The following is a 19157-nucleotide window of genomic DNA, read 5'->3' on the forward strand; positions in this document are numbered from 1 at the left end:
AATAGGAACCTACAACTACCACCGCGGCTCATCTGGCCATGTTCGCAAAGCGCGACAGGTGCAACTGGTGCGCGACGGTCACCGTCTTGGTCGGACCGTTACGGTGCTTGGCCAGAATGAAATCCGCTTCTCCCCCACGCGGGTCGTCCCGCTCGAATGCATCCGGGCGGTTGAGCAGAATGACCATGTCGGCGTCCTGCTCCAGCGAGCCCGACTCACGCAGGTCCGAAAGCATCGGCTTCTTGTCGGTACGTTGCTCGGGACCACGGTTGAGCTGGCTGATCGCGACCACCGGGACTTCGATCTCCTTGGCCAAGAGCTTCAGATGCCGGGAGAACTCCGAGACTTCCACCTGCCGCGACTCGTGCTTCTTACCGGAGGTCATCAGCTGCAGATAGTCGACGACCACGAGCTTCAGATTCGCCTTCTGGCGCAGTCTGCGCGCCTTGGCCCGGATCTCCATCATGGTCAGGTTCGGCGAGTCATCGATATACAGCGGCGCCTCGCTGATCTCGCTCATCCGACGCGCCAGCCGGGTCCAGTCATCGTCGGTCATCCGGCCCGAACGCATGTCAGCGAGTTTGATTTTCGCCTCCGCTGACAGCAATCGCATCACGATCTCGGTCTTGCTCATTTCCAGCGAGAAGATGACGCTGGCCATCTGGTGCTTGATCGAGCAGGAGCGCATGAAGTCCAGGCCCAACGTAGACTTTCCCACACCCGGGCGCGCCGCGACGATGATCATCTGCCCCGGGTGCAGGCCGTTGGTCACCTCGTCGAGTTCGGTGAATCCGGTCGGCACACCGCGCGAGATCCCACCGTTGGAAGCGATGGCGTCGATCTCGTCCATCGTTGGCTGCAGCAGATCTTCCAGCGGCACGAAATCCTCGGACAGCCGCCGATCGGCGACGTCGTAGATCTCGGCCTGCGCGCGGTCGACCACCTCGGCCACATCCGCGCCCTCGGCACCGGCATAGCCGTATTGCACCACCCGCGTGCCGGCCTCCACCAGACGGCGCAGCAGCGCCTTCTCGCCAACGATGCCCGCGTAGTAGCCGGCGTTGGCGGCGGTCGGCACCGTTGAGATCAGGGTGTGCAAATAGGGCGCACCGCCGATACGCCGCAGCAGGCCGCGCCGATCCAACTCGGCGGCCACCGTCACCGCGTCGGCCGGTTCCCCGCGCCCATAGAGATCCAGAATGGCGTCATAGATGTTCTGGTGAGCCGGACGGTAGAAGTCACCGGGCCGCAGCCGCTCCAGCACATCGGCGACGGCGTCCTTGCTCAACAGCATCCCGCCCAGCACCGACTGCTCCGCGGCGAGATCCTGCGGCGGCTGCCGGCCGAAGTCTTCACTCGGCGGCGGGGCATCCATGTTGTCCGAGTGCGCGAGGTCGTCAACGACAGCCATTGGCTTTCACCTCCTCCGAAATAAGCATCCGAACGTACATTCGATCGCCGAGTTTCAGGGCGTAAGTCAAGGCACCGACAACCCCCACTCCCACACACCCATCGTCTTGCGACGGGACGACCCTAGACGTTGCTGGCGAGTAATCCAAGTGCCTGCTGTTTATGAACCTGTGCATCGTGTGTGCATATCCATTGACGCCGGTGTTGAGGGGGGTGTGGAAAACCTGTGGATCAAGGCCGACCTTCTATACATCACTGCAGGTGACCGCTATCAAACGCCAGACATTCAGTGTGGTCAAGAATCCCTTCGGCGTGTCGGGTCAGGTTACTGCGTCGGGCGTGTTGGTTTTCGCCGAGATTTTCCCCAAGTTAAGCAGTGGTAACGAGGCACGTCCGAAACCATGCTCTGGAAAGTTCGCCAGCCGGGCGCCGCCGCATCGCGCTTCCCAGCTATCTCGGATATGGCTCCGAGCAGCACAAAACCCGGTGGCGGCCACTGGCCGCCACCGGGGACATTGCTTGTTAGTGCGGGCTAGCTTTCCGCGACCACGTCGACGGAGAGCTCCACCTCGATCTCGGGGTGCAAATGCATCACCACGGGGTGGGTGCCCACCGCCTTGATGTGGGCCTTGGGCAGCCGCACGATCCGCTTGTCGAGGTTCGGCCCGCCCGCCTTCTTGATGGCGGCCACGACGTCACCAGCGGTGACCGAGCCGAACAGCTTGCCGGAGTCGGCAGCGGTCTTCACCGGCAACGCGACCGAGCCGAGCGCCTGGATGGAGGTCTTGATCTCGTTGGCGTGTTCGCGGTCGCGTACCGCCTTGGTCTCGCGGGACCGGCGGATCTCATCGGCCTGCTTCTGCGCACCTCGCGAAGCGACGATCGCCATCCCGCGCGGTAGTAGGAAGTTGCGGCCGTACCCGTCCTTGACCTCGACTGTTTCGCCGACGGAACCGAGGTGGTCGACGTCAGCCGTCAGTATCAGCTTCATCGTTATACGTACTTTCGTTGGGCTTTCAGCGATTACCGTCGATTACCGCGCCGACGAGGTGAAGGGCAGCAACGCGACCTCGCGAGCGTTCTTCACCGCCAGGGCGATGTCACGCTGGTGCTGCACACAGTTGCCGGTGACCCGGCGGGCACGGATCTTGCCGCGCTCACTGATGTAGGTCCGCAGCAGCGCGGTGTCCTTGTAGTCGATTGCTTGGTCTTTCTTGGCGCAAAAGACGCATTTGCGCGTCTTGACCGGCTTCTCCGGAGCCGGACGACGCTTGTTGGACTTGGCCATGTGTCTGTTTCTTTCCGTTTCTTACTGGTCTGAAATTCTGTTGGTTCAGAAGGGCGGTTCGTCGTCGCCGCCGAACGAACCCGATGCCGGGGCACTGCCCCACGGGTCGTCGCCCCCTGCCGGGCTGCTGGCCTGCGCGGGCGCCTGACGCGCCCCACCGCCACCGCCGAAGCCGCCACCACCGCCGCCGCGGCTGGCCTTGTTCACCTTGGCGGTCGCGTACCGAAGCGACGGTCCGATCTCCTCGACCTCGACCTCGACGACGGTGCGCTTCTCGCCCTCACGGGTTTCGAAGGACCGCTGCTTGAGCCGCCCGCTGACAATCACGCGCGCTCCCCGGGTAAGGCTTTCTGCGACGTTCTCAGCGGCCTCACGCCAGATGTTGCAGCGCAGGAACAGCGCCTCGCCGTCCTTCCACTCACCGCTTTGGCGGTCATAGATCCGCGGTGTGGAAGCCACGGTGAAATTCGCGACGGCCGCACCCGATGGCGTAAAACGCAATTCGGGGTCAGCGGTCAGGTTTCCAACAACGGTGATAGTGGTGTCACCAGCCACAATTTCCTCCTGGATCCGCCTGGCGGGTAGTCATGAGCATGTCTTAACGAGCCTGCACACGAGCCTATGCAACGGCGCTGACAGCGGACAGTCAGCGCTTGTCGGCGCGCATCACCTTGGTGCGCAGCACCGACTCGTTCAGGCTCAGCTGGCGGTCGAGCTCGGATACCGTCGCCGGGGCTGCCTTCACGTCGATGACGGCGTAGATGCCTTCGGCGTGCTTGGCGATTTCGTAGGCCAGGCGCCGCCGGCCCCAGATGTCGACCTTGTCGACCGTTCCGCCGTCTTTCCGGATGACATTCAAGAACGTCTCCAGGGACGGGGCAACAGTACGTTCGTCGAGCGTTGGGTCAAGGATGACCATGATTTCGTATGGACGCATGGGAACCTCATCACCTCCTCTGGTCTGCACGGCCACGGTAGTTCCGCGGCAGAAGGGTCGCCTGCGTCGGCAACCGCATCAGGCTACCGGACGCGGCTTAACCCGCGAAATCGGATGGACCGCTCACTTGCGGGAGTCGAGGAATTCGATCGCCCTGGCCCTGACCCCTTCGTCGGCCTCGGCCAGCGATCCGGCATCGAACGGCGGCTCGGGGTCGTACTCGATCAGCAGTTGGGTGGCCTGCGCGGCCTCGCGATCCACCAGCAGCTCGACCAGCCGCAATCCCATGTCGATCCCGCTGGACACCCCGGCGGCGGTGATGATCCGTTGCGGCAGGTGCTCGACCACTCGTTGCGGCACATACCGTGCACCCAGCCCGTTGAGCAGTTCGGCGGCCCGCCAGTGCGTCGTCGCGGTCAATCCGTCCAGCAAGCCGGCCACGGCGAGCAGCAGCGCACCGGTACACACCGAAGTGGTGAATCTGGTGTGCGGGTGCACCGCCTGCAGCCAGCCGCGGATGGTTTCGTCTTCGAGCAGTCCCCGAGTGCCGATGCCACCGGGAAACACCACGACATCGGGCGCATCCACTTCGTCGAAGGTGGCATCGCAGGTCACGCCGAGCATGCCGTTTTCGGTGCGCACCTCACCACGCTGGTGCCCGATGAACACCACATCGATCGACGGAATCCGTTGCAGAACTTCATAGGGGCCAACCGCGTCCAACGCGGTGAACCGGGGAAACACCGGGATCGCGACCTGCATCACCGGCCCCCCACCGTGACCGGTTCGGGCGCGGCCGCCACCATCACCCGTCGTGAATGCACCGGGCGCAGCCAGCCCGGCAACCACCCTGGAGGAGCATCGGCGGCGCGATCAAAAGTGCCCCCCGCCGGATCGTCGATTCGGCCGTCCCAACGCACCAAGTCCTCCTCGGGCCGGTAGATCTGTCGAATCACCAATGCACACAGCGCCATCACCGCGATGTCACGGAGCAGCACCGTTGTGGTGAACCACTGTTCGGGCAACGAACGGCTGGCATTGCCATAGAGGTAATACATCCGCGGTACCCACACCAGTGCGTCAATTGTCATCCACGCCAGCAGAACCCGTCGATGCGGCAGCGCCAGCACGGCCAGCGGGACCAGCCACAGCGAGAACTGCGGACTCCATACCTTGTTGGTCAACAAGAAGGCGGCGACCACCAGGAATGCAACTTGGGCCAGCCGCGGCCGCCGCGGCGCGGTGAGCGCAATGTAGACAATGGCCGCGCAGGCCAGCCCAAACAGCACCGTGACCACGGTGTTGAGCACCACCGGCGGCTCCCAGAAGCCCAGCGAGGGATCGAAACCGCGCCAGCCGGTGAACGACTTGATGACGTTGTACAGCGAGTCCATGTCTTCGCCGCGCCGGGTGTTGAGCCGGAAGAACTCCGACCAGCCCCGCGGATAGAGCACCATGACCGGCAGATTCACCATCAGCCAGGTTGCCGCGGTCGCCAGCATGGCGCGGAGCACGCCACCGAGTCGTCCGGACCGGATACCCAGCACCGCCAGCACGCCCAGGAACAGCAGCGGATACAACTTGGCAGCAGCGCCCAATCCGATCAGCACACCACTCAGCCATGGTTTGCGTCGCGCCCAGGCCAGCAGGCCGCCCATCGCGAATGCCGTTGCCAGCGCATCAAAATTGGTGAATATCTGAAAGATCACCAACGGTGAGGCCGCCACCAGGGCCGCGTCCCAGATCCGTCGGCCCGCCAGCCCGGCGGTGGCCCAGACGGTGGCCAGCCAGGCCAGTGCCAGGCCCAAGGCCGCGGCATTGAAGAACATCACCACTTCGGCGATCACCGGCAAGGGGGCCACCTTGCTCAATGCGGTATAGGTCTTGGCCAGCGCCATCGACAGGTACTGGTAGACCCCGGTCAAAACCGGGTATTCCATGTAGCGCACTGCAATTCGGCCGTCGTACTGAATCTGGGGAGTACCTTCGCCGTTGGTCTCGATCCAGCTCGACTTGTACGGGAACTTGCCCTGATTCAACAGTTCGGCCCCGTAGAGCGGCACCGTATCGGAATAGCACAGTTCGTAGTAGGCACGCTGGTTGTCCCAATTGGCTACCCGCTCGTCGCCCGGACCGGTGCCGGTGGTCTGCAGACAGGCCGCCTTGGTCGACCAGCCGAGCGCCAGAAAAACCAAGGCCATCAAGAACATCACCCGCACCGGGGTCATGAAACGGGCGCGCCCGATCAGCGCGTGGCGGCCTACCGGTCCACCGATCGCACCCGCCAGCGCGGACCCCAAAACATCAGTGCGGCTGGGGAAATCGCGGTAGTCGGCGCTACGCAGATCCCTGGCTAGCGGTTCGGGCGAGGTGGCGCAACGTTGTGTCTGTGCGTCCGTCACGGTGGCGGATTGTCGGCGGGTGGCGCCCCTGGTGGCGGAGGGGGAGCAAGAGTGATGGTGGTTGGCGGCCCGACGGGAATCGTGATCCCGGGCGCTATTTCGACCGTGGGCTGGATGACGGTCTCCGAGGGCGGCGGCGCCTCCGGTGGAGGTGGAGGCGGTGCCGGCACGCCGGCGTAGCCGCCGATCTCGGTGGGCTTGGGGAAGCTCTCGACCTCGGTGCCCTTCAATGCACCGTCCATGGTGGCTTTCCAGATGTCTGACGGCAGGCCCGAGCCGTAAATCGGTGCGTCCGAGGCGGTCACCAACGGCTCGTCACCCTTGACCGTTCCCACCCACACAGCCGTCGACAGTGACGGGGTGTAACCGACCATCCAGGCGTCTCGGTTGGCGCTGGTGTCGCCCAACTGCACCGTGCCGGTCTTGGAGGCCGACGGCCGGCCGCCGGCCAGGTTGTGACCACGCGAATATCCGGCAATGGGTTCCATTGCCGCGGTGACGTTGTCGGCTACCGCCTTGGGGATGCGCTGGTCACCGGTGTTGTCTTCGGTGGAGGCGTCGAAAAGAACCCGGCCGTCGGCGTTGACGACCTTCTGCACGAAATGTGGCCGGTGATAGATCCCGGATGCGGCCAGCGTGGCGTAGGCCGAAGCCATGTCGATCACCCGGGTCTGATACTGGCCCAGCACAATCCCGTTGTTGGGCGGTCCGCCCTTGCCGTCCTCGGACAGCGTGTGGGGCACGCCCGGGAAGCTGGTGGCAATGCCGGCCTGGTGCGCGGCGTCGGCGACGGCCTCCGGGCCGCCCTTCAGTTTGAGCATCAGCCGGTAGTAGGAGGTGTTCAGCGACATCTTGAGCGCCTGCGCGATGTTGCAGGTACCGCAGCTCTCGCCTTCGACATTGGTGATCTTGATGCCGTCCACCGTTAGTGGCGAACTGTCGACGTCATAGCCCAGGCCAATTCCCTGTTCAAGGGCGGCCACCAGGGCGAATACCTTGAACGAGGACCCCGTCTGCAGCCCGGCCTGGGCGAAGTCGTACCCATTGGCGTTGTCGCCGCCGTAATAGGCGCGCACGGCGCCGTTGTGCGGGTCGATGGAGACCACCGCGGCCCGCATCTCGGGATCCTGCCCGTCGAGGTACTTCGCTACCGCCTTTTCGGCCGCCTGCTGCGCTTGGGCATCGATCGTGGTCGTGACCTGCAGCCCCTGCGTGTTCAGGGTCTGTTCATCGATGTTGAACAGCTCCAACAACTCTTTGGTGACCTGGCGTTCGATCAGCCCGTTGGGCCCGGTTGTCTGGTTGGCCGCGCGGGCTTGATCCGGCGGCACGGTCCTGGGAAATACCTGCTCGGCCCGGTCTTTGGCGGACAACGCCTTGGTATCCACCATGCCGTCGAGCACCCAGTTCCAGCGCGCCAGCGCCCCATCGGGATCCACCGCCGGGTCCAGCATGGAGGGCCGCCGAATCAACGCCGCCAGCAGGGCTCCCTCCGACACGGTGAGCTGCTCGACCGGCTTGTCGAAGTAGGCCTTGGACGCTGCCGAAATCCCGTATGCGCCGCGGCCGAAGTAGATGATGTTGAGATAGGCCTGCAGCACATCGTCTTTGGACCACTCCCCCGACATCTTGGTGGCGATGACGAGTTCCTTGGCCTTGCGCATCAGGCCGCTCCACCCGTGTTGCGCCGAGCCGACCAACGCGTTCTTGACGTATTGCTGCGTGATCGTGGAGCCGCCTTGCAGGTCACCGCCGAACAAGTTGTTCTTTATCGCTCGCGCGAAGCCGCTGAAGGAGAACCCCGGGTTGGAGTAGAAGCCGCGGTCTTCGGCGGCGATGACGGCGGCGCGGACATGCTCGGGCACCTGACTGAGGTTCACGTCGACCCGATTGCCTTCGGGGGGAACGATCTTGGCGATCTCGGAGCCGTCGCTAGCCAGGATCGTGGACACCTGATTGGTGCGGATGTCGCCCGGCCTTGGCACATCTACGATGAAGTAGGCCATGGTGAAGGTGACGATGGGCAGCAGGATGACCACCGCCGCGGCCAGGTAGGCCGACCGCCGCACCCATTTCCAGTTGATCCGGCGCAGCCAGTCGCGCTGTGTCGTGGACCGGTGGGACCGGGCGCGAGAGCGACCTGAAGGACCTGAAGGCCCCGCGGGCCCCGCGGGTGGAGGCGCCCCGCCGCCGCGCCGGCTGCGGATGGGCCGCGTCGGCGGGGCGTCGAGCGCGGCCTTGACCTGATCGAGCTGATCACGCTGCAGGGGCGCCGAGGGCGGACTGTCGAGGGCGGCCTTGACTTCCTCGATCGGGTCGGCGTGGCGAGCTGAGCGAGGATCCGACACCGCAGGAATGATCGTGGTCATCCTGTCGTCGGGAGGAACCGCACGACGCGGAACCGGCACCGAACGCGACCGTTCGTCGTTGCCGGATTGGCCGCCCATGTCGTCGCCCGCTGGACCGCCCCGAGCGTCGCTGGGCGGCTGGTGGTGGCGCCCTTCGTTACTCACTGGCAGTGCGGGCTCCATTGCGCGCCGTGCGCTTGCCACCGGTTCCCCGCGGGGGACGTGCGGGACGTGCCGCACCCAGGACATAGGACTTCACCAGGTGATTCCAACTGCAGGTGCGGCACACCTCCACGACGTGCACCGCGAACTCGGAGAACCGGGTGGTCAACATGATCAACTCTTCGGCGGTACGCGCCGAACCCGACACCGGGCCCAGGTGGTCACCGAACACCCAAGACACCAGCGTGAGCTGCTCTTTACGGCAGATCGGGCAGATCACCTGACTTTGTTTCCCGTGAAACTTCGCCGCGCGCAGCAGATAGGGATTCGCGTCGCACACCTCGGAAACACTGGTGCGCCCCGAATACACCTCGGCCAGCAGTGAGCGCCGCCGAAGCGCGTAATCCACTACCTGTCGCTGCAGTCGCACGCTGACCAGAGTACGTCGCGATCCGCACCACCGATACGCAACAATGCCGTTATCGCGCGTCTCCTGGGCATTCGTTGACCACCTGCCGGCGGGGACTTCTACGATCATCGGCGTGGCGAAATGGCTAGGCGCATCACTTGCGCGTGGAGGCTCGACGGCGACCCGGGCCAAGGACACCGACCGGCAAGACGCCTGCCAGATTCTCGACAGTGCCCTCAGCGACGGCCAGCTCTCGATGGAGGAGCATCGCCAGCGGGTCGCCACGGCAACCCAGGCGGTTACGTTGGGTTACCTGCAGCACTTGGTCGCCGACCTGCAATCCGAGAGTGCGCCCGCAGAGGTGCCGGCCCTCAAGTCTCGGGGCCAGCGCAACAGCCTTGGCCTGCTGGCGGCCGCGTTGGGTGTCTCGATCTTGTTAGGTGTTGCGATCGGCTGGGGCCTGTACGGGAACACCCGTTCGCCGCTGGACTTCACGACGGACCCGGGCGCCAAGCCCGACGGGGTGGCGGCGGTGGTGCTGACACCGCCCAAGCAATTGCACTCGCTGGGCGGGCTGACCGGGCTGCTGGAAAAAACCCGCAAGAGGTTCGGGGACACGATGGGCTACCGGATGGTGATCTATCCCGAGTACGCGGTGCTGGACCGCAAAGACCCCGCCGACGAACGCAGGATCTTGAGCTACACCTACCGCGGCGGCTGGAGGGATCCCACCGGCAGCGCCCGAAGCGGCGCCGACACCGCGCTCGTCGACCTGGGCAAGTTCGACGTGAAGACGGCAGTGGGCATCATGCGCGGGGCCGCGGAGACCCTGGGGATGAAGCAGAAAGACGTCACCAACATATACCTGTCCATCAACCCCGCGAGCGACCCGACCACCCCCGGGGCGGTATCGCTACAGTTATACGTCTCGAGCGACTACGGCAGTGGATACATCGCCTTTGCCGGCGACGGCACCATCAAACAGGTGAACTACCCGTCCTAGCCCGAACGGGCTCGTCGTTCAGCGGGTTTCCCCGCCAACCAACTGTGACTAACACCGCACCAACGGTAGGTTGTGTTGTGGCGAATATATCGCGACGATACTATGGCGCGAGGCGTCGGTTCGTCGTAGCCAGGCATGCAAGGGAGGTGGTTCGATGCTGGAGCTCGCCATCCTGGGCCTGCTCATCGAATCGCCGATGCATGGCTATGAGTTGCGCAAACGCCTGACCGGCCTGCTCGGCGCGTTCCGGGCATTCTCCTACGGATCGCTGTATCCCGCGTTGCGGCGCATGCAGGACGAAGGGTTGATCGCCGAGAACGCCGCCCCCACGGGGATGCCGGTGCGGCGGGCCCGGCGGGTCTACCAGCTCACCGATGCCGGCCGTCGGCGCTTCGGCGAGCTGGTTGCCGACACCGGCCCGCACAACTACACCGACGACGGCTTCGGGGTACACCTGGCGTTCTTCAACCGCACCCCGGCCGAAGCGCGGATGCGCATCCTGGAAGGCCGTCGCCGCCAGGTGGAGGAACGCCGGGAAGGCCTGCGTGACGCGGTGGCCCGGGCTAGCAGCTCGTTCGACCGCTACACCCGCCAGCTGCATCAACTCGGACTGGAGTCCAGCGAGCGTGAGGTCAAGTGGCTCAACGAGCTCATCGCCGCCGAACGCGCCGCACCCAATCACGCTGAACAGACCTGAACCCCCGCAAACCAACAATGCCTAGACACCGCAGAAGCAACGAGGTTAGGAGAACGCCCGAATGAGTGAGAAGAAGCCGCTAGGCGCGCCGGGTGCGCAGCCTGAGGTACGAGTCGCCATTGTCGGCGTCGGCAACTGCGCGTCCTCGCTGGTCCAGGGCGTCGAGTACTACCAAAATGCCGACGACAACTCGATGGTGCCCGGCCTCATGCACGTGCGGTTCGGCCCGTACCACGTGCGCGACGTCAAGTTCGCGGCGGCTTTCGACGTCGACGCCAAGAAGGTCGGCTTCGATCTGTCCGACGCGATCTTCGCCTCGGAGAACAACACCATCAAGATCGCCGACGTGGCGCCCACCAACGTGGTGGTGCAGCGTGGTCCGACGTTGGACGGCATCGGCAAGTACTACGCCGACACCATCGAGCTGTCCGACGACGAGCCGGTCGACGTGGTGAAGGTCCTCAAGGACAACAAGGTCGACGTCCTGGTGTCCTACCTGCCGGTGGGCTCCGAGGAGGCCGACAAGTTCTACGCCCAGTGCGCCATCGACGCCGGCGTGGCGTTCGTCAACGCGCTGCCGGTGTTCATCGCCTCCGACCCGGCCTGGGCCAAGAAGTTCAAGGACGCCGGCGTGCCGATCATCGGCGACGACATCAAGAGCCAGGTCGGCGCCACCATCACCCACCGCGTGATGGCCAAGCTGTTCGAGGACCGCGGGGTCACCCTGGACCGCACCTACCAGCTCAACGTCGGCGGCAACATGGACTTCAAGAACATGCTCGAGCGCGAGCGCCTGGAGTCCAAGAAGGTCTCCAAGACCCAAGCCGTGACGTCCAACCTCACCGGCTCGCTGGCCGGCAAGGTCGAGGACAAGAACGTCCACATCGGCCCGTCCGACCACGTGGCCTGGCTCGACGACCGCAAGTGGGCCTACGTGCGCCTGGAAGGCCGCGCCTTCGGTGACGTGCCGCTGAACCTGGAGTACAAGCTGGAGGTGTGGGACTCGCCGAACTCGGCGGGCATCATCATCGACGCGGTGCGGGCGGCCAAGATCGCCAAGGACCGCGGCATCGGTGGCCCGGTCATCCCGGCATCGGCCTACCTGATGAAGAGCCCGCCGAAGCAGCTGGCCGATGACGTTGCGCGCACCCAGCTCGAAGAGTTCATCATCGAGGGCTAACCCCTTCCTACCGAGCGTCACGCCAGCGCAGCTCGTAGAGTCGCAGGTGTGACCGACTCCTTCCCCGACGATCTGACCGGCCTCACCGAGTTCGACCTGCTGGCCGAGAATGCCGAACAGGCCGGGGTGACGGGTCCGCTTCCGGAAGTGGAGCGCATCGAAGTCGGCGCGGCCGAGACCAGGATCAGCGCGTTGCGCTGGGGCGGCCGCGCCCCGCGGGTGATCTTTCTGCATGGCGGGGGGCAAAACGCCCACACCTGGGACACCGTGATCGTCGGTCTTGGCGAACCGGCGCTGGCGGTGGACCTTCCCGGCCACGGCCATTCGGCCTGGCGTCAGGACAGTGACTATTCACCCCAGCACAACGCGGACGCACTGGTACCGGCGCTGCGCGAGCTGGCATCCGAAGCCGAATTCGTTGTCGGGATGTCGCTGGGCGGGCTGACCGCGATACGGCTCGGCGCCCTGGCACCCGAACTCGTCGACGAGCTGGTGCTCATCGACGTCACCCCCTCTGCCTTGCAGCGCCACACTGAAATGACCGCGGAACAGCGCGGCACGGTTGCCCTGATGCACGGGGAGCGGGAGTTTCCCAGCTTCCAGGCCATGTTGGATCTGACGGTCGCCGCGGCACCACATCGCGAAGTAAAGGCTCTGCGCCGCGGCGTGTTCCACAACTCTCGGCGGCTGGAGAACGGCAACTGGGCATGGCGTTATGACGCCATCCGCGCTTTCCCCGACTTCGCCGTCCTCTGGGACGACATCGATGCGTTGGCGGCGCCGGTCACCCTGGTGCGCGGCGGTAAGTCGGGCTTCGTCAGCGACGAGGACATCGCCGAGCTGCGCGGGCGTGCGAAGGGTTTTCGTGGCGCACAGACGGTCGAGAACTCGGGTCATTCGGTGCAAAGCGACCAACCCCGGGTCCTAGTCGAGATCCTGCGTGGAGTGCTCGGCGGGCGCTGAGCCCGCGCCGCAACACGCCTACGGTAGTCTTATGACCTCACCCGTACATCCCGATCGACCTTTGCGTATCGGCGTTCAGCTGCAGCCACAACACGCCTCGCACTACGGCGATATCCGCGATGCCGTGCGCCGGTGCGAAGACATCGGTGTCGACATCGCCTTCAACTGGGACCACTTCTTCCCGCTGTTCGGCGACCCCGATGGAGCCCATTTCGAGTGTTGGACCATGCTGGCGGCCTGGGCCGAACAGACCTCGCGCATCCAGATCGGCGCGCTGGTGACCTGCAACTCCTACCGCAATCCGGAGTTGCTGGCCGATATGGCTCGCACCGTCGACCACATTTGCGACGGCCGGCTCATCCTGGGGATCGGTTCGGGCTGGAAGCAGAAGGACTACGACGAATACGGGTACGAGTTCGGCACCGCAGGCAGCCGCCTCGACGATCTAGCCGGCGCCCTCCGCCGGATCAAAACGCGGCTGGCGAAGCTGAACCCGGCGCCTACTCGCGACATTCCGGTCCTGATCGGCGGCGGGGGCGAACGCAAGACGCTACGGCTGGTCGCCGAACACGCTGACATCTGGCACAGCTTCACCGGCGTTGACGAGTTCCCGGCGAAGTCCGCGGTGCTCGCCCGGCACTGCGCCGACGTCGGTCGGGATCCAGCCACCATCGAGCGTTCTGCCGCGCTTCAGGGCAGCAGCAGGCTCAGCGCCGACGCCGACGCACTCGCAGGTCTGGGAGTCTCACTGCTGACCGTCGGGTGCGATGGGCCCGACTACGATCTCGCAGCTGCCGAGGCGTTGTGCAGATGGCGTGACAGCCGCTGAATTTCGAGAACGTAAATTTAATCGTCAAATCTGAGAATTTGCGTGCCCAGTCGTGAGAAACTTCCAGCGCTGATTGCCGGACCGGGCCGAAAAGAGACTCGACGAAACCGATGCCAAAGAAATATGGGGTCAAGGAAAAAGACCAGGTTGTTGCGCACCTCCTCAACCTGATTCTGACTGGCAAACTACGAAGCGGCGACCGTGTCGACCGCAACGAGATCGCAGGGAGCCTCGGGGTCAGCCGGGTCCCCATCCAGGAGGCGTTGGTCCAGCTCGAACACGACGGAATCGTGTCCACGCGCTATCACCGAGGAGCGTTCGTGGAACGCTTCGACCAATCGACCGTGCTCGAGCACTACGAGCTCGAGGGCGTGCTCAATGGCATGGCGTCCGCGCGCACCGCGGCCAATCCCACGCCTCGGATTCTGGGAGAGCTCGACGGGCTGATGCGAACGCTTCGCGCCGCCAAGGACGCCCGGATCTTTGCCGAACTCACCTCGGAATACCGCAGAACGATCAACGAGGAGTACGCGGGACCACGACTGCAGGCCTCATTCGCGCGTCGCAAAACCTGATACCCGGCGCGTTTTGGGCGAGCTACCAGTACCGGCGCGAAGACATGCTGCCCTTCTACGAAGACGAGCATTCGGCGATACATCGACGTGACCCGCAGGCCGCGCGCGCGGCCTGCAGCGGCCGCTCCGAGTTGATGGCGCAAACGATGCTGGCCGAACTGTTTCGGCGCCAGGTGTTCACCCCGCATGAGCAAGCGTGCCGCCACAACGGCCATGCAACGGCTGCGCCGGTAGCGCTGCTGCCGGCGCAGCCCAAAATTGTTGTCGAGACCCCCGAGGCGACCCGGCTCGCATTCTGAGCAGCACACACCGCCCGCTTGATCGATACGGTGGCGGTGATGAGTTCAACCGTGCATCCCGGTGCTCGCGGCGGGAAGAGAATGCTTGCGGTGTCCGCGACGATCCTGATCGTGTTGGGCTTGGCGCTGGCGGCGCCCGCTCTGGCGGACCACAATCAGTGCGCACCGGCCGGTGTGGACAGTGCCATGGTCCTGCCCGCCGATCTGTCCAGTGCGACGACTGCCGGCTCGGACGAAGACGTCCAGACCACCGCGGGGGTTGTGCCGCTGAGTTCGGTGAACATTGGCGACCTGGGGCTAGGCACGCCCGGAGTCTTGACGGCGGGCACCCTGTCCGACGCTCCGCCCAACACCTGCATCAACTCCACCGGGCAGTTCACCGGCTTCGATAACGAACTCTTGCGCGCCATCGCAGCCAAGCTGGGCCTGCAGGTCCGCTTTGTTGGCACCGACTTCTCCGGCCTGCTGGCCCAGGTGGCGGCGCGACGCTTCGACGTTGGCTCTGCCTCGGTCAAATTGACCGAGGCGAGGCGACGCACGGTCGCCTTCACCAACGGCTACGACTTCGGCTACTACTCGCTGGTGGTGCCCCCGGGTTCGGCAATAACCAAGTTCAGTGACCTGGCGCCGGGGCAACGCATCGGCGTGGTTCAGGGCACCGTCGAAGAGTCCTATGTGGTGAACAGCCTGCATCAGCAACCGGTGAAGTACCCCGACTTTGCCACCGTGTACGGCAACCTCAAGACCCACCAGATCGACGCCTGGGTGGCACCGGGCAATCAGGCCGAGGCGGCGATCCGGCCCGGCGATCCCGCCGTGCTCGTGGCGAACACGTTCGGCGCGGGGGACTTTGTGGCCTATGTGGTGGCCAGAGACAATCGGCCGTTGCTCGATGCCCTCAACTCGGGGCTGGACGCCGTCATCGCGGACGGCACCTGGTCCCAGCTGTACAGCAAGTGGGTGCCCCGCACCCTGCCGCCGGGCTGGAAGCCGGGTTCTCGGGCCGTCGCCGCGCCCACCCTGCCCGATTTCACAGCCATTGCCGCAACCCATCGGCACAAGCCGGTGGGGCCGGCCGCACCGAAATCGCCCCTGACCCAGTTGCGGGACTCCTTCTTCGACTGGGACATGTATCGGCAATCCATCCCGACGTTGCTCAAGACCGGGCTGCCCAACACGTTGATCCTGACCCTCAGCGCCAGCATCATCGGGCTGGCGCTCGGCATGGCGCTGGCGATCGCTGGAATCTCACACCAGCGCTGGCTGCGCTGGCCCGCCAGGGTCTACACCGACATTTTCCGCGGCCTGCCCGAGGTGGTGATCATCCTGATCATCGGGTTGGGCGTCGGGCCCATCGTGGGCGGATTGACCAACAACAATCCCTACCCGTTGGGCATCGCGGCGCTGGGGTTGATGGCCGGCGCCTATGTCGGTGAGATTCTGCGTTCGGGAATCCAAAGTGTTGACCCCGGTCAACTCGAGGCCTCCCGCGCGCTGGGTTTCAGCTACTCGGCGGCCATGCGGCTGGTGGTGGTGCCCCAGGGGGTACGACGGGTGCTGCCCGCACTGGTCAATCAATTCATCGCGTTGCTGAAGGCCTCTGCCCTGGTGTACTTCCTTGGCCTGATCGCTCAACAGCGTGAACTGTTCCAGGTCGGGCGCGACCTCAACGCCCAAACCGGCAACCTGTCGCCGCTGGTGGCCGCGGGCATCTTCTACCTGATGTTGACCGTTCCGCTGACGCATCTGGTGAACTACATCGACGCGCGGCTTCGCCGCGGTCGCCGCCGCCTCGATCCGGAGGATCCCCCCAGAGTCGTCAGCTCCACCATCGGTGAGGAGATGACGTGACCCGCCAGGATGCAGGTCGACAGCCGGTTTGTCTGGCGGCCAGGAGTATTCACCAAACGCTGGGCGGCAGCATGGTGCTGCGTGGTGTCGATTTGGAGGTCCCCGCGGGTACCACCGCGGCGGTGATCGGTCCGTCCGGGTCAGGCAAGTCGACGCTGCTTCGCACCTTGAACCGCCTGCACGAGCCTGACAGCGGAGACATCCTGTTAGACGGGCGATCGGTATTGCGCGACAACCCCAACGACCTTCGGCAGCGCATCGGCATGGTGTTCCAGCACTTCAACCTGTTCCCGCACCGCAACGTTGTCGACAACGTCACGCTGGCGCCACGCAAGCTACGCGGACTATCCAACGAAGAAGCGCGAGTGCTCGCATTGGACCAACTAGACCGAGTTGGCCTGAAACACAAGGCCAATGCACGCCCAGACATGTTGTCCGGGGGGCAGCAACAACGCGTTGCGATCGCGCGTGCCCTCGCGATGGCCCCATAGGTGATGTTCTTTAACGAGGCAACCTCGGCGCTGGACCCAGAGATGGTCAAGGGCGTCTTGGCGCTGATCGCCGACTTGGGCGCCGACGGGATGACCATGGTCGTGGTCACCCATGAAATGGGTTTCGCCCGCTCAACCTCGGATGCCGTGGTGTTCATGGACCACGGGACGGTGGTCGAAGCCGGTCCCCCAGAGCAGCTATTTGAGGCCGCGCGCACCGAACGGCTGCAGCGGTTTCTCGCTCAAGTACTTTGACAGGCTGGCTAGATCGCCTCCGTGATGCATCGAGTCAAGATGCCTGCGAAACCTGGTTCATGCATCAGGTAAGGAATGCCCGCGAAATCGGGGTCAGGTGGTGGTCTTGCTTTTGATGCGGATGCCGGCTTTGAGGGCGGGTAGAGCGGCGGGTATGGCGGTGAGGTAGAGCTGTTCGGTCTTGTCTTTGGCGAGTCTGAGCAGGGCGGCTTGCAGGTCGGCGATCTGGTGGGCGATCGCGGCGGGGTTGAGGCTGTTGCGGTAGGTGAGCAGCTCTGTTTGTTGGGCCGCTGAGAGGACTCCGGCGGCCAGCAGCCGGTCCAGGGGGGTCTGGGGCTTGTCGTAGAGCCGGCGGCGGTGACCGTCGCGGCTGCAGCCGTAGCTGATGGGTTTGATGGTGGGGGTCAGGTAGTTGAGCCGGTCGTTGACCAGGTGCCACAGCCGGTTGAGCACGGCGCGTTCTTCGTCGGTGTCGTAGCGGTAGTAGAACCCGTAGCGACGCACGAGGTGGTTGTTTTTGGACTCGATGGTGGCCTGGTCGTTCTTCTTGTAGGGTCGTGAGCGGGTGAAGAAGATCTCCATGTCCGCGGCCCACTTGATGACCGCCTTATTGAGGAATTCGGTGCCGTTGTCGAAGTCCAAACCCGTTACCTTATAGGGATTTTAGTAATTCCGGTTTTGAGGGCGCCCAGGATGTGGGGGTGGGCGTTGTTGCGCACCGTGCGGGTGAACACCCAGCCGATGTGCATGTCGGTGAGGTTGACCGTGCGGGCGAACTCACCTTTCAGTGTCGGGCCGCAGTGCGCCACGGTGTCGCCTTCGAAGAACCCCGGAGATTCTTCGGCCTCATCGCCTGCTTTGCAGATGGTGATCGAGGACCGCAGCAGCGGGGAGGGTTTCGTCGTCGACACACCCGAGATCTGGTCGCGGGCCTTGGCGCCGCGCAGGTAGCGGTCGATCGTGGCGCTGCTCATCGCCAACAGCTCGGCACGCACCGCCGGGCCGTAACGGTCACGGCCGTCCACCAGTTCGCCGTGGCGTTCTAGAGCATCCAACTGAGTGGCGTTCTAGAGCATCCAACTGAAGTGCCATGGAAGCGGCCAGGTACCGGCCGCACTGCCCGCCTGAGGCCGCCCACACCTTCTGCAACACCTTGAGCGCATCCTAGGAGTACTTCGGATTGCGTTGCCGGCGAGTCCGTTTGGCGACCTGCCGACCCGCTCCCGGCGGCGCGGCCGCCGCCCTCAACCGCCGCCGGGCGTTGTCACGCGACCAGCCGGTGACCGCCACCACCTGATCCAGAATCTGCCCCTTGTCCGCCTTCGGCGCCCCCACATACGCCCTGGCGAACTTCGCGGTGATCTCGGCCCGAGACGACATCGACAGCCCACTTCCCATGCCTGCTGAGGATCGACCGTTTCGCGGGCATTTTTACGTGATGCACCGAGGACGCTTCACGGGCATTTCTCGTGATGCTTGCCGGCCTCTACCGCTGGCCAGATGTCGGGTTAGACTGCCGAATTATGGCGGATAGCGAATCAGCCGCGCCCGAGGTGACGGAGCTGGCCGAGGGTCTGCACCGCGCGTTATCCAAGTTGTTTTCGATACTGCGCCGGGGCGACCCTAACGGAGTGGTCGCCGGCGAATTGACGTTGGCGCAATTATCGATTCTGGTTACCCTACTCGATCGGGGTCCCATCCGGATGACCGACTTGGCCGCGCATGAGCGGGTGCGAACTCCCACCACCACCGTGGCGATCCGTCGCCTGGAGAAGATCGGACTGGTGAAGCGCTCGCGCGACCCATCGGACTTGCGGGCGGTGCTTGTCGACATCACCCCGCAAGGACGCTCCGTTCACGCCGAGTCGCTGGCCAACCGGCACGCCGCCCTGGCCGCGATGCTCGACCAACTCCCCCACTCCGACCTCGAAACCCTGATGACGGCTCTGATCCCGCTCGAACGCTTGGCCTGCGGCGAACCCGCCAATGCCCCGGAGGACGACGCCGCTACGCCCGGGCGGGGATGAAAGTAATCGACCGATAAACGGATTGGTGTCA

General features: G+C 64.7%; 19 protein-coding genes and 2 pseudogenes. 9 read left to right on the forward strand and 12 right to left on the reverse strand.

What is annotated here, in order from left to right; genetic code table 11:
• Nucleotides 1–28 precede the first annotated feature (28 nt).
• The 9 genes from dnaB to G6N41_RS03275 form a co-directional block, all read right to left on the reverse strand.
• Nucleotides 29–1411 (reverse strand): replicative DNA helicase, encoded by a 1383-nt coding sequence (gene dnaB, locus G6N41_RS03235; protein ID WP_012392079.1) that lies wholly within the window; start codon nucleotides 1409–1411, stop codon nucleotides 29–31.
• A 531-nt stretch (nucleotides 1412–1942) separates the two neighbouring features.
• Nucleotides 1943–2401, reverse strand: a complete 459-nt coding sequence (rplI, locus tag G6N41_RS03240) for a 50S ribosomal protein L9 (RefSeq protein WP_198966584.1) — start codon at nucleotides 2399–2401, stop codon at nucleotides 1943–1945.
• A gap of 42 nt (nucleotides 2402–2443) precedes the next feature.
• Nucleotides 2444–2698 carry a 30S ribosomal protein S18 gene (rpsR, locus tag G6N41_RS03245; protein WP_011738471.1) on the reverse strand — a complete coding sequence of 85 codons (255 nt, stop codon included), beginning with the start codon at nucleotides 2696–2698 and terminating at the stop codon, nucleotides 2444–2446.
• A gap of 45 nt (nucleotides 2699–2743) precedes the next feature.
• Nucleotides 2744–3253: a single-stranded DNA-binding protein gene (locus G6N41_RS03250; RefSeq protein WP_015353936.1), complete on the reverse strand. Its 510-nt coding sequence runs from the start codon at nucleotides 3251–3253 to the stop codon at nucleotides 2744–2746.
• 91 nt (nucleotides 3254–3344) lie between these two features.
• Nucleotides 3345–3635, reverse strand: a complete 291-nt coding sequence (gene rpsF / locus G6N41_RS03255) for a 30S ribosomal protein S6 (RefSeq protein ID WP_011738469.1) — start codon at nucleotides 3633–3635, stop codon at nucleotides 3345–3347.
• Nucleotides 3636–3758: 123 nt separating this feature from the next.
• On the reverse strand, nucleotides 3759–4397 hold the full coding sequence (locus G6N41_RS03260; protein WP_198966585.1) for a DJ-1/PfpI family protein: 639 nt from the start codon (nucleotides 4395–4397) through the stop codon (nucleotides 3759–3761).
• On the reverse strand, nucleotides 4397–6037 hold the full coding sequence (locus tag G6N41_RS03265; protein ID WP_198966586.1) for a glycosyltransferase family 87 protein: 1641 nt from the start codon (nucleotides 6035–6037) through the stop codon (nucleotides 4397–4399). The genes G6N41_RS03260 and G6N41_RS03265 overlap by 1 nt, the downstream gene beginning before the upstream one ends.
• A complete protein-coding gene (locus tag G6N41_RS03270; RefSeq protein WP_198966587.1) occupies nucleotides 6034–8550 on the reverse strand; it encodes a transglycosylase domain-containing protein in 2517 nt (838 codons plus the stop codon). The genes G6N41_RS03265 and G6N41_RS03270 overlap by 4 nt, the downstream gene beginning before the upstream one ends.
• Nucleotides 8543–8977, reverse strand: coding sequence for a DUF5318 family protein (locus tag G6N41_RS03275; protein WP_198967698.1), 435 nt, complete (start codon nucleotides 8975–8977; stop codon nucleotides 8543–8545). Before G6N41_RS03275 ends, G6N41_RS03270 begins: the two co-directional genes overlap by 8 nt.
• Nucleotides 8978–9089: 112 nt before the next feature.
• Between G6N41_RS03275 and G6N41_RS03280 the strand changes: the two genes are divergently transcribed.
• The 8 genes and pseudogenes from G6N41_RS03280 (at nucleotide 9090) to G6N41_RS03315 (ending at nucleotide 17099) form a co-directional block, all read left to right on the forward strand.
• Entirely contained in the window at nucleotides 9090–9959 is an 870-nt protein-coding gene (locus G6N41_RS03280) for a DUF1707 SHOCT-like domain-containing protein (RefSeq protein ID WP_198966588.1), read from the forward strand.
• A 154-nt stretch (nucleotides 9960–10113) separates the two neighbouring features.
• On the forward strand, nucleotides 10114–10656 hold the full coding sequence (locus tag G6N41_RS03285) for a PadR family transcriptional regulator (RefSeq protein ID WP_198966589.1): 543 nt from the start codon (nucleotides 10114–10116) through the stop codon (nucleotides 10654–10656).
• A gap of 61 nt (nucleotides 10657–10717) precedes the next feature.
• Complete coding sequence (locus G6N41_RS03290; protein ID WP_198966590.1) at nucleotides 10718–11836, forward strand: inositol-3-phosphate synthase; 1119 nt, start codon at nucleotides 10718–10720, stop codon at nucleotides 11834–11836.
• Nucleotides 11837–11884: 48 nt separating this feature from the next.
• Nucleotides 11885–12799 (forward strand): alpha/beta fold hydrolase, encoded by a 915-nt coding sequence (locus G6N41_RS03295; protein WP_198966591.1) that lies wholly within the window; start codon nucleotides 11885–11887, stop codon nucleotides 12797–12799.
• A gap of 31 nt (nucleotides 12800–12830) precedes the next feature.
• Nucleotides 12831–13628 carry an LLM class F420-dependent oxidoreductase gene (locus G6N41_RS03300; RefSeq protein ID WP_198966592.1) on the forward strand — a complete coding sequence of 266 codons (798 nt, stop codon included), beginning with the start codon at nucleotides 12831–12833 and terminating at the stop codon, nucleotides 13626–13628.
• Between the two features lie 110 nt (nucleotides 13629–13738).
• Nucleotides 13739–14502 (forward strand): annotated as a pseudogene (locus tag G6N41_RS03305) (GntR family transcriptional regulator).
• 81 nt (nucleotides 14503–14583) lie between these two features.
• Entirely contained in the window at nucleotides 14584–16353 is a 1770-nt protein-coding gene (locus tag G6N41_RS03310) for an ABC transporter substrate-binding protein/permease (RefSeq protein WP_198967699.1), read from the forward strand.
• Between the two features lie 71 nt (nucleotides 16354–16424).
• A pseudogene (locus G6N41_RS03315) lies at nucleotides 16425–17099 on the forward strand (amino acid ABC transporter ATP-binding protein).
• A gap of 93 nt (nucleotides 17100–17192) precedes the next feature.
• Here G6N41_RS03315 and G6N41_RS03320 read toward each other — a convergent pair.
• From G6N41_RS03320 to G6N41_RS03330, 3 genes are all read right to left on the reverse strand, one after another.
• Nucleotides 17193–17741 (reverse strand): hypothetical protein, encoded by a 549-nt coding sequence (locus tag G6N41_RS03320; RefSeq protein WP_231608572.1) that lies wholly within the window; start codon nucleotides 17739–17741, stop codon nucleotides 17193–17195.
• A 5-nt stretch (nucleotides 17742–17746) separates the two neighbouring features.
• A complete protein-coding gene (locus G6N41_RS03325) occupies nucleotides 17747–18154 on the reverse strand; it encodes a hypothetical protein (protein ID WP_198966340.1) in 408 nt (135 codons plus the stop codon).
• Nucleotides 18155–18263: 109 nt separating this feature from the next.
• On the reverse strand, nucleotides 18264–18479 hold the full coding sequence (locus G6N41_RS03330) for a hypothetical protein (RefSeq protein ID WP_198968062.1): 216 nt from the start codon (nucleotides 18477–18479) through the stop codon (nucleotides 18264–18266).
• A gap of 143 nt (nucleotides 18480–18622) precedes the next feature.
• On the opposite strand from G6N41_RS03330, the gene G6N41_RS03335 reads away from it, so the two are divergent.
• On the forward strand, nucleotides 18623–19126 hold the full coding sequence (locus tag G6N41_RS03335; RefSeq protein ID WP_036456846.1) for a MarR family winged helix-turn-helix transcriptional regulator: 504 nt from the start codon (nucleotides 18623–18625) through the stop codon (nucleotides 19124–19126).
• Nucleotides 19127–19157 lie beyond the last annotated feature (31 nt).

It is taken from the genome of Mycobacterium shottsii (genome assembly GCF_010728525.1).
Lineage (GTDB): Bacteria > Actinomycetota > Actinomycetes > Mycobacteriales > Mycobacteriaceae > Mycobacterium > Mycobacterium marinum.

Excerpts from the sequence above, each read along its gene's own strand:
- dnaB (WP_012392079.1), bottom strand. The coding sequence starts at position 1,411 with ATGGCTGTCGTTGACGACCTCGCGCACTCGGACAACATGGATGCCCCG.
- rplI (WP_198966584.1), bottom strand. The coding sequence starts at position 2,401 with ATGAAGCTGATACTGACGGCTGACGTCGACCACCTCGGTTCCGTCGGC.
- rpsR (WP_011738471.1), bottom strand. The coding sequence starts at position 2,698 with ATGGCCAAGTCCAACAAGCGTCGTCCGGCTCCGGAGAAGCCGGTCAAG.
- rpsF (WP_011738469.1), bottom strand. The coding sequence starts at position 3,635 with ATGCGTCCATACGAAATCATGGTCATCCTTGACCCAACGCTCGACGAA.
- G6N41_RS03260 (WP_198966585.1), bottom strand. The coding sequence starts at position 4,397 with ATGCAGGTCGCGATCCCGGTGTTTCCCCGGTTCACCGCGTTGGACGCG.
- G6N41_RS03285 (WP_198966589.1), top strand. The coding sequence starts at position 10,114 with ATGCTGGAGCTCGCCATCCTGGGCCTGCTCATCGAATCGCCGATGCAT.
- G6N41_RS03290 (WP_198966590.1), top strand. The coding sequence starts at position 10,718 with ATGAGTGAGAAGAAGCCGCTAGGCGCGCCGGGTGCGCAGCCTGAGGTA.
- G6N41_RS03300 (WP_198966592.1), top strand. The coding sequence starts at position 12,831 with ATGACCTCACCCGTACATCCCGATCGACCTTTGCGTATCGGCGTTCAG.
- G6N41_RS03310 (WP_198967699.1), top strand. The coding sequence starts at position 14,584 with ATGCTTGCGGTGTCCGCGACGATCCTGATCGTGTTGGGCTTGGCGCTG.
- G6N41_RS03330 (WP_198968062.1), bottom strand. The coding sequence starts at position 18,479 with ATGTCGTCTCGGGCCGAGATCACCGCGAAGTTCGCCAGGGCGTATGTG.
- G6N41_RS03335 (WP_036456846.1), top strand. The coding sequence starts at position 18,623 with ATGGCGGATAGCGAATCAGCCGCGCCCGAGGTGACGGAGCTGGCCGAG.